14 protein-coding genes are annotated in these 14,473 nt (G+C 73.0%); 9 read left to right on the forward strand and 5 right to left on the reverse strand.

Annotated features, from left to right (window positions below; all coding sequences use genetic code 11):
• Positions 1-104: 104 nt before the first annotated feature.
• From IEZ11_RS00815 to IEZ11_RS00825, 3 genes are read left to right on the forward strand one after another with little or no spacing between them, the layout of a single operon-like run.
• Positions 105-1,541, forward strand: coding sequence for an HtaA domain-containing protein (locus IEZ11_RS00815; protein ID WP_189260544.1), 1,437 nt, complete (start codon positions 105-107; stop codon positions 1,539-1,541).
• A 40-nt stretch (positions 1,542-1,581) separates the two neighbouring features.
• On the forward strand, positions 1,582-3,099 hold the full coding sequence (locus tag IEZ11_RS00820; RefSeq protein ID WP_189260545.1) for an HtaA domain-containing protein: 1,518 nt from the start codon (positions 1,582-1,584) through the stop codon (positions 3,097-3,099).
• 49 nt (positions 3,100-3,148) lie between these two features.
• Positions 3,149-3,823, forward strand: coding sequence for a PhzF family phenazine biosynthesis protein (locus IEZ11_RS00825; protein ID WP_189260546.1), 675 nt, complete (start codon positions 3,149-3,151; stop codon positions 3,821-3,823).
• On the opposite strand, the gene IEZ11_RS00830 is transcribed toward IEZ11_RS00825, so the two are convergent.
• Genes IEZ11_RS00830 through IEZ11_RS00840 form a run of 3 tightly spaced genes read right to left on the reverse strand, consistent with a single transcriptional unit; the run spans position 3,809 to position 5,925 of the window.
• Positions 3,809-4,084 carry a hypothetical protein gene (locus IEZ11_RS00830; protein ID WP_373294796.1) on the reverse strand — a complete coding sequence of 92 codons (276 nt, stop codon included), beginning with the start codon at positions 4,082-4,084 and terminating at the stop codon, positions 3,809-3,811. The two genes, IEZ11_RS00825 and IEZ11_RS00830, sit on opposite strands and share 15 nt — an antisense overlap.
• Before the next feature lie 4 nt (positions 4,085-4,088).
• On the reverse strand, positions 4,089-4,808 hold the full coding sequence (gene npdG / locus IEZ11_RS00835; protein ID WP_189260548.1) for an NADPH-dependent F420 reductase: 720 nt from the start codon (positions 4,806-4,808) through the stop codon (positions 4,089-4,091).
• A gap of 37 nt (positions 4,809-4,845) precedes the next feature.
• Entirely contained in the window at positions 4,846-5,925 is a 1,080-nt protein-coding gene (locus tag IEZ11_RS00840) for a sialidase family protein (RefSeq protein WP_189260549.1), read from the reverse strand.
• Between the two features lie 80 nt (positions 5,926-6,005).
• Here IEZ11_RS00840 and IEZ11_RS00845 point away from each other — a divergent pair, with 80 nt between their 5' ends.
• Both IEZ11_RS00845 and IEZ11_RS00850 read left to right on the forward strand, forming a co-directional pair.
• Entirely contained in the window at positions 6,006-6,605 is a 600-nt protein-coding gene (locus tag IEZ11_RS00845; RefSeq protein ID WP_189260550.1) for a hypothetical protein, read from the forward strand.
• A gap of 193 nt (positions 6,606-6,798) precedes the next feature.
• Positions 6,799-8,088: an MFS transporter gene (locus IEZ11_RS00850; protein ID WP_189260551.1), complete on the forward strand. Its 1,290-nt coding sequence runs from the start codon at positions 6,799-6,801 to the stop codon at positions 8,086-8,088.
• Here the strand turns inward: IEZ11_RS00850 and IEZ11_RS00855 are convergent, their stop codons facing one another.
• Positions 8,089-8,322: a hypothetical protein gene (locus IEZ11_RS00855; RefSeq protein ID WP_189260552.1), complete on the reverse strand. Its 234-nt coding sequence runs from the start codon at positions 8,320-8,322 to the stop codon at positions 8,089-8,091. It lies immediately after the preceding gene.
• Positions 8,323-8,380: 58 nt separating this feature from the next.
• Here IEZ11_RS00855 and map point away from each other — a divergent pair, with 58 nt between their 5' ends.
• Both map and IEZ11_RS00865 read left to right on the forward strand, forming a co-directional pair.
• Positions 8,381-9,238, forward strand: coding sequence for a type I methionyl aminopeptidase (map, locus tag IEZ11_RS00860; protein ID WP_189260553.1), 858 nt, complete (start codon positions 8,381-8,383; stop codon positions 9,236-9,238).
• Between the two features lie 172 nt (positions 9,239-9,410).
• Positions 9,411-10,058 carry a biliverdin-producing heme oxygenase gene (locus tag IEZ11_RS00865; RefSeq protein WP_189260554.1) on the forward strand — a complete coding sequence of 216 codons (648 nt, stop codon included), beginning with the start codon at positions 9,411-9,413 and terminating at the stop codon, positions 10,056-10,058.
• Positions 10,059-10,067: 9 nt separating this feature from the next.
• Here IEZ11_RS00865 and IEZ11_RS00870 read toward each other — a convergent pair whose 3' ends face one another.
• Positions 10,068-10,868 (reverse strand): site-2 protease family protein, encoded by an 801-nt coding sequence (locus IEZ11_RS00870; protein WP_189260555.1) that lies wholly within the window; start codon positions 10,866-10,868, stop codon positions 10,068-10,070.
• Positions 10,869-11,006: 138 nt separating this feature from the next.
• Between IEZ11_RS00870 and IEZ11_RS00875 the strand changes: the two genes are divergently transcribed.
• Positions 11,007-11,153 (forward strand): hypothetical protein, encoded by a 147-nt coding sequence (locus IEZ11_RS00875; RefSeq protein ID WP_189260556.1) that lies wholly within the window; start codon positions 11,007-11,009, stop codon positions 11,151-11,153.
• A gap of 35 nt (positions 11,154-11,188) precedes the next feature.
• Positions 11,189-14,473, forward strand: a complete 3,285-nt coding sequence (locus IEZ11_RS00880) for an AfsR/SARP family transcriptional regulator (RefSeq protein ID WP_189260557.1) — start codon at positions 11,189-11,191, stop codon at positions 14,471-14,473.

The raw sequence follows: 14,473 nt of genomic DNA on the forward strand, positions 1-14,473 counted from the left end.
TAGCCTTACCTTAATTCGCTACCGGCTGTCGTACCCGTCGCACTCGCCGTACCTGCCGTACCTGCCGTACCCCGTCATGCCCGTCGTTCCCCGGAGGACCTCCCATGCCCGCGCGCCTTCGTGCCCTGGTCACCGTGTTGTGCGCGGTGGTGCTGGGGGCCCTGCTGCCGGCGGTCACCGCCCACGCCACGAGCCGTACCGTGCAGGGCGGCCGGCTCGACTGGGGCGTCAGGTCGTCCTTCCAGAGCTATGTCACCGGCCCGATCGCGAAGGGGAGTTACTCCCTGACCGGCGGGGCGGCGACCGTCGGCAGCAGCCAGTTCCGCTTCCCTTCCGCGACCGGCGCCTACGACGCCGCCACCGGCGCGTTCACCGCGTCCTTCGCCGGCGGGGTGCACTTCGTCGGCCACCGGGAGAGCGACGGCGGCTACCGGCTGGACCTCACCCTCAGCCGCCCCACCGTCCGGATCTCCGGCTCGGCCGGCACGCTCTACCTGGACGTCACCGGCAAGGCGAAGGGCACCGGGACGGTCACGACGTCCACGCAGGTGCCCTTCGCCTCCCTCGCCCTCGGCGGCCTCGACATGAAGGGCGCCGGCACCGCGGTCGTCCTGAACAACGTGCCCGCCACCCTCACCGCCCGGGGCGCCGAGTCCTTCGCCGGCTACTACCCGGCCGGCACCGCCCTGGACCCGGTGAGCCTGGCGGCGGACGTCGAGCCCGCGAGCACGCCCACCCCCGCTTCGAGCAAGCCGGCCACCGGAAAGGCCACCGCGAATGCCACCGCGAAGGCCAGCCCGAAGGCCGGCTCCATCGAGGACGGTGCCGTCGACTGGGGGGTGCGCCGCACCTTCCGCGAGTACGTCACCGGTGACATCGCCCGCGGCGGTTGGACGCTGACCCGCGGCGCCGAGGACGGCGGCGCCCTCTTCCGGTTCCCGAAGGGCGAAGGGACGTACCGGAACGGCGTGTTGACGGCGAGTTTCGCGGGCGCCGTCCGATTCACCGGCGATCACGGCCTCGATCTGGGACTGAGCGCGGTCAGGGTCGCCGTGGAGGACGGCACGGGCACCCTCTACGCCGACGTCGACAGTGACGCCTTCACCGGCGACAAGGTCCCGCTGGTCACCTTCACCGCCGGGGACCTCACCGCGAAGAAGGGGCTCGCCGAGGTCGCCGAGGCCCCCGCGAAGCTCACCGCCCGCGGCGCCAGGGCCTTCGCCGGGATGTACCGGGCCGGCACCGCCATGGACCCGGTCTCCCTGGCCGTCGCCCTCACCGCCGACGCCACCCTGCCCGCGCTGCCCGACCTGGGCAGCGCGGCCGACGAGACGGAGACACCGGAACCGTCACCGGCCACCGCCTCGGCGCGGCCGGTGGCGAGCGACCCCACCGCCTCCGACGGCGACGGAGCCCCCGTCCTGCCCGTCGTCCTCGCCGCGGGTGCCCTGTCGGCCGCCGCCGCGCTCTTCGCGGTCGCCGTCCGCAGGCGCCGTACCCGCCCGGCGGCCGGGCAGCCCGCCCCCGCCGACGAGGACTGACCCACACCGGCCCATCGCCGGAACACCCACAAGGAGCCACATGCCCGCCACCACCACCAGAAAGCTCGCCCTCGCCGCCGCCGTCGCGGTCACCCTGGGGGCCGGCGCACTCACCGCGGCGACCAGCGCGTCGGCTGCCGAAGTACCGCTCAGCGGCTATGAGTTGACCTGGGGCATCAAGCAGTCGTACCGCACGTACGTCACCACCTACGCGGCCGGTACCTTCACCCCGGCGGGCGGCGCGACCCAGGCCGCGGGCAACGGAGCCTTCACCTTCGGCCAGGGCGACGGCAGTTACGACTCCGACGCGCACACCGTGGACCTCGCCTTCCGGGGCAGCCTGCGCATCGTCTCCCAACTGCACGGCTTCGACCTCACCCTGTCGGACGTCAGGTTCGACAGCGGGGCGGCCGAGATCACCGCGGACGTGACGAAGGACGGCACCACCACGGACGACGTCCCGCTCGCCACGGTCACCGTCACCCGCGCGATGACGGACATGACGACCACCCTGACCAAGCAGGCCGCGGACGTCCTCGGCAGCGCGGGCTACGAGGGCGCGGCCGGTGACCCGCTCACGGTCGCCCAGACGACGACGGAGTCCCCGTCGCCGTCGCCGACCCCGTCGTCCTCCGCGTCGCAGAGCGAGAGCCCGTCCCTGTCCGCGTCCCCGTCCGCGTCCCCGTCCGCCTCGCCCACGACGAGCACCTCCGCTTCCCCCTCCGCAGCCCCCTCCGCGTCCTCCTCCCCCTCCTCCTCCGACTCCGAGGAGACCCCGGCCGGGGGCGACATCGCCGACGGCACCCTCACCTGGGGGGTGAAGGAGTCCTTCCGTACCTATGTCCTCGGCAGCGTCGCGCAGGGGAAGATCACCGTCTCGGGCGGCGCGACCCAGGCCGCCGGCAACGGCGTGTTCGCCTTCCCCCACGCCACCGGCGACTACGACACCGACGCCGGCAGCCTCGCCGCCGCCTTCGACGGCGCGGTCACCTTCAGGGGCCATGAGAGCAACGGCACGTACGGCCTCGACCTCACCCTCGGCGACATCCGCGCGACGCTCGACGCCGGCAAGGGCGAGCTCACCGCCGACGTGACCAGCCTCGGCACCACCACCGAGGACGTCGAGCTGGCCGACCTGAAGGCCGCGTCCGCCGACCTGACCCCCACGGACGACGTCATCACCCTGGACGACGTCACCGCCACCCTCACCGAGGCCGGTGCGAAGGCGTTCGGCGGCTACTACCCGGCGGGCACCGAACTCGACCCGCTCGACCTCTCCGTCGCCCTGACGGACGACGCCCAACTCCCCTCCGGTGACGGCGAGTCGACCAGCACCCCGACCACCAGCACCCCGACCACCATCGGCTCGGACACCGGCGGCTCGGCGAGCGGCGGCACCACCGCCTCCACGACCGGAGGCACCGGAGGCACCGGCGGCGCCCTCGCCTCCACCGGCTCGGCCGTCCCGGCGACCGCCCTCGGCGCGGCGGCCGCGGTCACCGCCGCCACGGGCGCCGGTGTCGTGTACGCGATGCGCAGGCGCCGTACCGAGACGTGACGGCGTCACGGCGTGCCGCCCCGCCTGCGGCGGATGCTTCAATGCCGGAGTGACTGATTACGACGTGCTGCGTGTCTTCTGCGCGGCGAACGGCGGATACGGCAACGAGCTCGGGGTCGTCCGGGACGGCTCCGTGCTGCCCGACCGCGAGGACCGGCAGGCGCTGGCGGCCAAGCTCGGGTTCAGCGAGACCGTGTTCGTGGACGACCCCGAGCGCGGGGCCGTCGACATCTACACCCCCACCCTGCGGCTGCCGTTCGCCGGGCACCCCTGTGTCGGCACCGCCTGGCTGCTGGACGTGCCCGAGCTGGTCACGCCGGCCGGTGTGGTCGGCGCCCGGCTGGACGGGGAGTTCAGCTGGATCGAGGCGCTCCCGGAGTGGGTCCCGCCGCGCACCCTGCGCCAGTACGCCGACGCCGCCGAGGTGGACGCGCTGCCGGTGCCGCCGCCGGGGGAGTGGATCTACGCCTGGGCGTGGGAGGACGAGTCGGCCGGCCGGGTCCGGGCCCGCGCCTTCCCCGGCCGTGACGACGGCATCGACGAGGACGAGGCGACCGGTGCGGCCGCCCTGCTGCTCACCGACCGGCTGGGCCGGGCCCTGAACATCACCCAGGGCAGGGGCTCGCAGATCCTGACCGCACCGCAGCCGTACGGCTGGGTGGAGATCGGCGGACGGGTCTTCCTGGAGGGCCCGGAGAAACAGCCGAGGTCAGCCGGTTACTGAGCCCGCGGCCCGCGCCGCCTTCTCGGCGCGCCCGCGCCGGACGTAGTACCAGGTCATGTTCGACGACAGCCCCGTCAGCAGCACCCAGACGACGCCGATCGCCCAGCTGCCCTGGACGAAGGAGACGACGGCGGCGACGACGGCGAGAACGCAGACGACCAGGGCGTACAAGGCGAGGCGGGGCATAGGAGTCGTTCGCTTTCCGAAGACGTCTTTCCGAAGACGTGAGGACACTGGTGGCCGCCCACCAGTGTCCCCCATCCGCTCAGACGTCCGTGACGCGGAGCCCGGCGTGTGCCTTGTAGCGGCGGTTGACCGAGATCAGGTTCGCGACCAGGGACTCCACCTGGTGGGCGTTGCGCAGCCGCCCCGCGAAGACACCGCGCATCCCGGGGATCCGCCCGGCCAGCGCCTGCACGATCTCCACGTCCGCCCGCACCTCGCCGAGCACCATCACATCCGTGTCGATCTCCTCGGTCTCCGGGTCCTGGAGGAGCACGGCGGAGAGGTGGTGGAAGGCGGCCGTGACCCGCGAGTGCGGCAGCAGTGCCGCGGCCTGCTGCGCCGCGCTGCCCTCCTCCGGCTTGAGCGCGTAGGCGCCCTGCTTGTCGAAGCCGAGCGGGTTGACGCAGTCCACGACCAGCTTGCCGGCCAGTTCCTCGCGCAGTGACTCCAGCGTCTTGCCGTGCCCGTCCCACGGCACGGCGACGATCACGAGATCGCTGCGGCGCGCGCACTCGGCGTTGTCGGCGCCCTCCACACCGTGCCCGAGCTCGTCGGCGGCGGCCTGCGCGCGCTCGGCGGCCCGGGAGCCGATGATCACCTTCTGGCCGGCCCGGGCCAGCCGGTAGGCGAGGCCCTTGCCCTGCGGGCCGGTGCCGCCGAGCACCCCCACGACCAGACCGGAGACGTCGGGCAGGTCCCAGGGATCCTTGGCGGTGGCCTTCCCGGCCGCCGGCTGCTGTGCACTGTCGGTAGAGGTCATGGGCCGACTCTACGTCCGGGCCGACGGCCGCACCCGGTCAGGTGAGCCGGTTCACGGGCACCCGCCGGAAGGTGATCGTCGAGTACGCGCTGAAGTCCCCGGTCTCGTACAGGAGCCCGACGGTGGCCGCGTCGATCCGGGTCAGGTCGGAGTAGGCGGCGGGCAGTCCGTCGACCGTGTACGCGGCCCGCCAGGTGGTACCGCCGTCGGTGGAGACCCGGATCGTCATCAGGGCACGGCTCGCCGGATCGCCCGGCCCGGAGTACAGCAGCACATCCGGATCGCGGAGTTGGAGCACACTGGCCTCGCAGACGGGGGCGGTGAGCCCGGCCTGCGGCCGGAAGGGCCTGACGAGGGTCCTGCCGCCGTCCTCCGAGTGCGCGTCCGCCCGGTTGCCGGGCGCAGGGGAGTCGTTGCGCGTGTTGAAGTAGACGCGTCCGTCGGGCAGTTCGGCCGCCGTGGTCTCGTTGACGTTGATGTACCCGTCGGTGTTCTCGTCGAGGTAGCCGAGGTACCAGGTCTCCCCGCGGTCGTCGCTGAGCAGACAGTGCCCGCTGTTGTACCTGGCCTCGGTGCCGGTGTCCGTCCCGGTGGGCGGCAGGGTGTGGTTGGCGGCCACCACGACCCTCCCCGAGCGCAGCTGGACGGCGTGCCCGGGGGTGGTGGCGTACCACCGCCACCCGGCCTTCTTCACCGACTCGGTGATCTCCCGCGGCGCGGACCACGTCACCCCGTCGTCGTCACTGTGCTGCACCCACACCCGGCGCCCGTCGGCGTCCGGCACCTGCCCGCGCAGGATGGCGTCCTCGGTGGCGGAGGCGGCGCTGCGGACGTGCACGAGCAGGACGCGACCGGTGTCCAGGACGACGGGGGCGGGGTTCCCGGCGAGATCGGCGCCGTTGCTCGCGGCGACCTGCAACGGCCCCCAGGTGCGCCCGCCGTCCCCCGACCGCTTCAGTACGACAGCGATGTGCCCGTGGTCCGCGGCGGAGTTCACTCTCCCCTCGCAGAAGGCGAGCACGGTGCCCGTCCGGGACACCACCACGGCCGGGATCCGGAAACTGGCGTAGCCCTCTTCGCCCCCGCGAAAGGGAATGCTTGCTTCTACGTCGCTCATGGGTCGCGTTCTCCCCGGTTCGGACGAATTCCGGGTGAACTCCGCGTCACGAGTGACCTATTACGGCAGTATGCGATGACATGGACGCTGTACGGGTCGCATTGTTGCGCGAAGTGCTCGCCGGGACCGAGTGGTTGGGGGCGACGCGGAGATTTGCGGGTGCGCTGCGGGGCTCGGTGGTCACGCACGGCGGCGGACTGCTCCTGCTCGGTACCCCGGAGTACGAACCGTGGCATCTCGCCGCGCACCTGATGGACGAGGCGGCGTGGTCCGGTACGCCGGAGCTGGCACCGACCCTGGTACGACACGACGCCCGCCCCACCGACCCGGCGCACCTCGCGGTCGGCCCCGGCCGCATCGAGACGGCCCGCCGGGGCGAGACGCTGCTGGTGGTGGCGCCGGGGGACTCGCAAGCCCTCCTGGAGCGCGTCCACACGGCCCGCCGCGCCGGCGTGACGATCCTGACCCTCTCCACCACCGCCGACGACGCGCTGACCACGATGGCCCACGAGACGCTCACGGTCGCCGAGGGCGCGGAGCTGGACCTGGACACGGTCCAGCACCTGGTGAGCGCGGCGACGGGCGAGAACGGCCCGTCCCCCCGCGGCGGCCGCCGCTTCAGAGACCGCCTGGCCCGCCTGGCGGAAACGGTGACGGCCCCGCCGCCGACCCCCTGGTGACTGCCTTCGGCAGCACCACGGATGCCGACCGCGGGCGCGTAGCGGTTGCTCGCGCAGTTCCCCGCGCTCCTGAAGGGGCCCTACGGCAACGCGTCCTGAAGGGGCGCGGGGAACTGCGCGACCAGCCCCCACGGGCCGCACCCGGGCGAAAAGCGTTTGCCGCCGCCGAGCGCAGCGTTCAGCATGGCCCAGCGTGAACCGCCTCCTCCCCGACCTCACGCCCTGGAAGGCCTCCGCCGACTTCCGGCGGCTGTGGGTCTCCGGTCTGATCAGCAACTTCGGGAGCTTCCTGACGTTCGTCGCGCTCCCCGTGCAGATCAAGGACCTCACCGGGTCCGCCGCCGCCGTGGGAGCCGTCGGTGCCGTCGAACTGCTTCCGCTCGTCCTGTTCGGGCTGTACGGCGGCGCCCTCGCCGACGCCCTCGACAAGCGCGCGCTGATCGTCCGGACCGAGGCAGGCCAGGGACTGCTCAGCGCGGGACTGCTGGTCAACGCGCTGCTGCCGCACCCGGCGGTATGGCCGCTGTACGCCGTCGCGGCCCTGTCCGCCGCCCTCGTCTCGGTCCAGCGCCCGGCCCTCGACTCGCTCCTGCCGAGGATCGTCGCCCACGACGACCTGCCCGCCGCGGCGGCGCTGAACTCCTTCCGCTGGACGGTCGGCGGCGTCGCCGGCCCCGCCGTCGCCGGCCTGGTCGTGGCGTACGCGGGCCTCGGCTGGGCCTACGGCGCCGACCTCGCCACGTTCGTCGTCTCCGTCGTCCTGATCCTGCCCATCGCCGCGTCCCCCGCCGTCCACGAGGCCGCGAAACCCTCCCTCCGCTCCATCGCCGAGGGCGCCCGCTACGCCTGGAGCCGCAAGGAGCTCCTCGGCACCTACGCCGTCGACCTCGCCGCGATGTTCCTGGCGATGCCGCTCGCCGTACTGCCTTTCCTGGCGGACGAGTTGCACGCGGCCTGGTCGCTGGGGCTGATGTACGCCGCCGTCCCGGCCGGAGCCCTCCTGGTGAGCCTCGTCAGCGGCTGGACCTCGCGGGTGCGCCGGCACGGGCGGATGGTGGTGCTGTCCGCCGCGCTGTGGGGCCTCGCGATCGCCGCCGCGGGTGCGGTGGCGAACGTGTGGCTGGTGCTGCTCTTCCTCGTCGTCGCCGGCGGCTGTGACATGGTCAGCGGGATCTTCCGGGGCGCGATGTGGAACCAGACGATCCCCGACGAGCTGCGCGGCCGCCTCGCCGGGATCGAACTGCTGTCGTACTCCGTGGGCCCGACCCTCGGCCAGGTCCGGTCCGGCGGCATGGCCGGATGGCTCGGTGTCCGGGCGTCCGTCGGCGCGGGCGGCCTGCTGTGCACGGGTGCGGTCGGCCTGCTGGCGCTGTGCCTGCCCGCCCTGATGGCGTACGACGCGCGGACCGACGAACACGCCGTACGGCTGCGCGCGCAGCGCGCCCGGGCCGCGAGCGCGGCCGGCACCCCCACCCGGCTCTGATCAGCCCTCGTCCGGGGAGCCGTCCGCCGGCGCGTCGTGCCACTTCGGGTCGTTCTCCCACTGGAGGTTGCGTTCCCGGGCGATCTCCATCGCGTGTTCGGCCTCCGCACGGGTGGTGTAGGGGCCGAACCGGTCCTTGGCGGGGCACTCTGGCCCCTCCTCGACCTTCTGGTGCTGCAGGCAGTAGTACCACTCGCCCGCCTTCGCGACGGTCCGCTTCTTGAACAGGGCCATGACCGGCTCCTTTCGCCATCCACATGTTCCCGCATGCCCGCTGGTTAGACTCGCTGGCATGTCTGGCCAGTCGCTGCTCGTACCAGGGGAGCTCTCTCCCACCCGTTCGGTACCCGGAAACATCCGCCGGCCCGAGTACGTCGGTAAACCCGCGCCGACCCCCTACACCGGGCCGGAGGTGCAGACCCCCGAGACCGTCGAGGCGATGCGCCTCGCGGGCCGTATCGCCGCACGGGCGATGGAGGAGGCCGCGAAGATCATCGCGCCGGGTGTCACGACGGACGAGCTCGACAGGGTGGCGCACGCGTACATGTGCGACCACGGGGCCTACCCGTCCACCCTCGGCTACCGCGGCTTCCCCAAGTCGCTGTGCACCAGCGTCAACGAGGTCATCTGCCACGGCATCCCGGACTCGACGGTGCTGCGGGACGGCGACATCGTCAACCTGGACGTGACGGCGTACATCGGCGGGGTGCACGGCGACAACAACGCGACCTACCTGGTCGGGGAGGTCGACGACGAGAGCCGGCTCCTTGTGGAGCGGACCCGGGAGTCCCTCGACCGGGCGATCAAGGCGGTCCGGCCCGGCCGGCAGATCAACATCATCGGCCGGGTCATCGAGTCGTACGCGAAGCGCTTCGGGTACGGGGTGGTGCGGGACTTCACCGGGCACGGGATCAACTCGTCGTTCCACTCGGGGCTGATCATCCCGCACTACGACAGCCCGCACGCGACGACCGTGATGCAGCCCGGGATGACCTTCACGATCGAGCCGATGCTGACGCTCGGGACGTACGAGTACGACATGTGGGACGACGGCTGGACCGTCGTCACCAAGGACCGCAGGCGGACCGCGCAGTTCGAGCACACGCTGGTGGTGACGGACACCGGCGCGGACGTCCTCACGCTTCCCTGACCCCTGACCCCTGACCCCTGCCCCCTGACCCCTGGTCGGCCGGGCCCGCTCTCCGCTCGGAGGGCGGGCCTTTTTCCGGTACCCTTTTACCGACAGAGTGTCGGTAAGTTTACCGACGAAGCGTCGGTAAGAGCATTGACTTAGGTAAGCCTTACCTTAGAGGATGTTGCCCATGGACTCCTTCTCGACACTCATCCGCACCGCGTCCCACGAGCAGCACGTGGAGGCGGAGACCTCGACGTTCATGAGCGACCTGCTGGGCGGCCGGCTCGGGGTGGCGGCGTACGCCCGCTACACCGAGCAACTGTGGTTCGTGTACCGGGCGCTGGAGAGCGCGGCGGAGCGGCTGGCGTCGGACCCGGTGGCCGGGCCGTTCGTGCGGCCCGAGCTGTTCCGGCTGGCGGCGCTGGAGCGGGACCTGGCGCACCTGCGCGGGCCCGGCTGGCGGACGGGGTGCACGGCGCTGCCGGCGACCGAGGAGTACGCGGCACGGGTGCGGGAGTGCGCCGAGGGATGGACGGGCGGCTATCTGGCCCACCACTACACCCGCTACCTCGGCGACCTCTCCGGCGGCCAGATCATCCGCGACCGGGCCGAGCGGACCTGGGGGTTCGAGCGCAAGGGCGACGGCGTCCGCTTCTACGTCTTCGAGGGCATCGCCAACCCGGCCGCCTTCAAGCGCGACTACCGCGAACTGCTGGACGCGGTGGACGCCGACGACCTGGAGAAGCAGCGCATCGTGACCGAGTGCAGGCGGGCGTTCGCCCTCAACACGGCGGTGTTCCGGGAACTGGGCGAGGAGTTCCCGCTGTCGGCCTGATCCGCGCCGCTACCGGCTGATCGAGCAGAACTCGTTCGACCCCTGCCAGAAGCGGTACAGCTGCTGGCCGCAGTACTGGTCCAGGTCCCCGACGCCCAGGTGGCGCAGCAGCGCGTCGATCACGTCGAAGAACGCGCTGTTGATCGACGGCACCCACAGCAGCGCGAACACGAACAGCAGGCCGAACGGGGCGAACGGCTCCACCTGGCGCTTGATGCTGTACGACAGCCAGGGCTCGATCACGCCGTAACCGTCCAGGCCCGGCACCGGCAGGAAGTTCAGGATCGCGGCCGTCACCTGCAGCAGGGCGAGGAAGGCGAGCGCGAAACGGAAGTCGCGCGGGACGCCGTCCAGGGCGTCCAGCCAGAAGGGTGCGGTGCAGACGGCGGCGAACAGCACGTTGGTCAGCGGTCCGGCGGCGGAGATCAGGCTGTGCCGCCAGCGGCCCCGGATCCGGTTGCGCTCGATGAAGACCGCGCCGCCCGGCAGACCGATCCCGCCCATGATCACGAACAGCACCGGGAGCACGATGCTCAGCAGGGCGTGCGTGTACTTCAGGGGGTTCAGCGTCAGGTAGCCCTTGGCGCCCACCGTGATGTCGCCGCCGTGCAGGGCGGTGCGGGCGTGCGCGTACTCGTGCAGGCAGAGGGAGACGATCCAGGCCGCCGTCACGAACAGGAACACGGCGACCCCGGGCTGCTCGGCGAACCCGGACCAGGTGGCCCACCCGGTGACCGCGGTGACGGCCAGGATCCCGACGAACACGGGACTGATCCGCCGGTCACTGGGGCGGGTGGCGGTGGCGGTCATGGCGGGGGGCTCCCGGGGTGCGTCGGCGGTGGTGGCGTGCGGGGTCGACCGTACAGGTGACAGGTGAAGAACGTCCTGTGGGCGGTCGGAGGTTCCTGTCGGTCGTGACGCTGATTCGGTCGTGGCGCCGATGCCGACGTGCTCTGCGCGACCTGGACGCTCCTGACCCGGCCGGAGGGCGGCACCCGTCGGCGCACGCGGTCCGGCTCCTTCGGCAGGGAGATCACCGTTCCCGTGGCCGACCGGACCCACACCCTCGGCTCCTCGCGGTTCACGCGCATCTGAAACCCACAGGCGGTGTCCGGGCGTCCCCAGGGACAATGGACCCCGTGCGCTACGCGATCCTCGGCACCACCCAGGCACTCCGCCCCGACGGCACGGCCGTCCCCGTGGGCGGGGCACGGCTGCGTGCCCTGCTGACCGTGCTGGCACTGCGGCCCGGCCGCCCGGTCTCCGCCGGGCTGCTGGTCGACGAGGTCTGGGGCGACGAACCGCCCGCCGACGCGAACGGCGCGCTCCAGGCGCTGGTCGGCCGGCTGCGCCGGGCCCTCGGCGCCGGCGCGATCGAGTCCGCCGACGGCGGCTACCGGCTCGCCGCCGCCCCCGACGACATCGACCTGCACCGCTTCGAGCGGCTCACCGGCGAGGGCCTGCGCGCCCTCGCCGACGCCGACCCCGCCAAGGCGGCCACCGTCCTCGACGACGCCCTCGCCCTGTGGCGCGGCCCGGCCCTGGCCGACCTGCCCGACCGCACCGCGGAGGCGGCCCGGGTCGACGTCCGCCGCCTGGACGCCCTGCGCGCCCGGCACACCGCCGCGCTCGCCCTCGGCCAGGCCGAGCAGGCGCTGCCCGAGCTCACCGCCCTGTGCGACGCCCACCCCCTCGACGAGCCCCTCCAGACCCTGCGCCTGCGCGCCCTGCACAGCACCGGCCGCACCGCCGAGGCGCTGGCCGCCTACGACGACGTACGGCATCTGCTCGCCGACCGCCTCGGCTCCGATCCCGGGTCCGAACTGCGCGCCCTGCATGCCGAGTTGCTGGACCCGGCGGCGGAGCCGGCGCCCGCGGAACCGGTCCGGCCCGGCAACCTGCGGGCCCGGCTGACCTCGTTCGTCGGGCGCGAGGCCGACATCAGGGCGATCCGCGGCGACCTGGCGGCCGCCCGCCTGGTCACCCTGCTCGGGCCCGGCGGCGCCGGCAAGACCCGGCTGTCGCAGGAGGCCGCCGAGACCGTCGGCCACGCCGCCCGGGACGGGGTGTGGCTGGCCGAGCTGGCCCCCCTCGACGACCCCGCCGGCGTACCGGAGGCGGTGCTCAGCGCGCTCGGTGCCCGCGAGACCGTGCTGTACGGCGCCGGTGCGGAGGGCATGCGGGCCGCCACCGACCGGCACGACGACCCGGTCGAGCGGCTCGTCGAGCACTGCGTGCGGCGCCGGATGCTGATCGTCCTGGACAACTGCGAGCACGTCGTCGACGCGGCGGCCGACCTCACGGCCCGGCTCCTGGAGCGCTGCCCGGACCTGACGATCCTCGCCACCAGCCGCGAACCCCTCGGCGTACCGGGGGAGTTGCTGCGCCCGGTGGAGCCGCTGCCCGATCCGGTGGCCCTCCGGCTGTTCGCCGACCGGGGCGCGGCGGCCCGGCCCGGTTTCACCGTCGACGCCGACGAGCAGACCGCGGCGGCCTGCGCCGAGATCTGCCGCCGCCTGGACGGACTGCCCCTCGCCGTCGAACTCGCCGCCGCCCGGCTGCGGATGCTGACCCCGCGCCAGATAGCCGACCGGCTGGACGACCGCTTCCGCCTCCTCACCTCCGGCAGCCGCACCGTGCTGCCCCGCCAGCAGACCCTGCGCGCGGTCGTCGACTGGTCCTGGGACCTGCTCGACGCCGGCGAACGCGACGTCCTCGGCCGCCTGTCGGTCTTCGCGGGCGGCTGCGACCTGGCCGCCGCCGAGGCCGTCTGCGGCCCCGCCGCCCTCGACGCGCTCGGCTCCCTCGTCGACAAGTCCCTTGTCGTGGCGGCGCCTTGTCGCGACCAGGGGGCCGAGGAAGGGATGCGCTACCGACTCCTGGAGACCGTCGCCGAGTACGCCGGCGAACGCCTCGACGAGAGCGGCGGGCGGGCCGTGGCCGAGCGCGCCCACCTCACGTACTACCGCGAACTCGCCCGTGCCACCGACCCGTTGCTGCGCGGCTCCGGCCAGCGTGCCGCCCTCGACCGGTTCCAGCTGGAGTACGAGAACCTGCGCACCGCCCTGCGGCACGCCATCGCGGCCAAGGACGAGCAGGAGGCGCTGTGCGTCGCCCACGCGCTGATCTGGTACTGGCAGATGCGCGACCAGCGCATCGAGGCCCGCACCTGGTGCGGTGAGATCATGGCGCTCGGCCCCGACCCGTTCGCCGAGCCCGTCCGTCCCGCCGAACCGGTCTGGCGGCGCTGCACCGACACCCCGCCGCCGTACTCCGGGGAAGTCCTCGCCGAGGCCCGGCGCGGCATCCATCTGGCCCATCTGGCCTGCATGGACACCGAGTTGGACTCCTGGCAGACGCCCGAGGCGCAGGCCAAGCTGCGTGCCGTCACCCAGGTCTACGAACCGGGTCAGCCGCAGACCTGCCGGGTGCCCGGCATGTTCTGGTTCTTCGCCGTGATGCTGACCGGCGGCATGGACCGGCTGCGCGTCATCCTCGACGCCGGCGTCCGCACCTGCCGGGAGACGCCCGGTTTCGAGTGGGAGCTGGCCAACACCCTCCAGATGCGCGCCAACCTGCTCGCCAACCGCGCCAGCTGGGCCCACGACGCCACCCGGGACGCCGACGAGTCCCTGGAGATCTACCGGCGCCTCGGGGACGTCTGGGGCATCGCCGACGCCCTCTCGGCGCGCGCCGAGTCCCGGGAGCGCAAGGGTGAGTACGAGGCGGCCGCCGCGGACTACGAGGCCGCCGTCGAGCGCGCCGAACAGCTCGGTGCGCACGCCCATGTCGCCATGCTCAACGCCCGCCTCGGCAGCGCGCTGGTCGAGACCGCGGAGGCCGAAGAAGGCGAACGGCTGCTGCGCGAGGTCATCGCCCGGAACGAGGGCACCCACAACGAGGCGATGCCCGCGGCCCGGCTCTTCCTCACCATCCGGCTGGTGCTGACCGACCGCGTCACCGAGGCCCGCGAGCAGCTCCGGCTGCTGCGCGAGCAGTTCGCGATCGCGCACTTCGTCGTCTTCGACGCCCTCATCCTCACCCAGGAGGCCTGGGTGGACGCGGTCGAAGGCCTGTACGAGGAGTCCCTGGCCAGGCTGCGGCAGTCGATCCGGTACTCCTCCGACCCGCTGACCCAGGCCATCACCCCGCACATGGTCTCCTACTGCCTGACCATCGCGGCGATCGCCCTGCCCGGCGTCGACGGCGGCACCCGGGTGCTGGACGCGGTCCGCTGTCTGGGCGCCGCCGAGGCGCTGCTGCCGCCCGGCCACGTCTCCAGCGGCTCGGAGCGCGCCATCCGCGAGCGGACCGAGGCCCGGGTCCGTGCCGCCCTCGGCGACGACGCGGCCTATGCGTCGGCGTACGCCGAGGGCGGTGGCCTCTCCCTCGCGGAGGCCACCGCCCTGATCTGA

Source organism: Streptomyces fuscichromogenes, from assembly GCF_014645815.1.
GTDB lineage: Bacteria > Actinomycetota > Actinomycetes > Streptomycetales > Streptomycetaceae > Streptomyces > Streptomyces fuscichromogenes.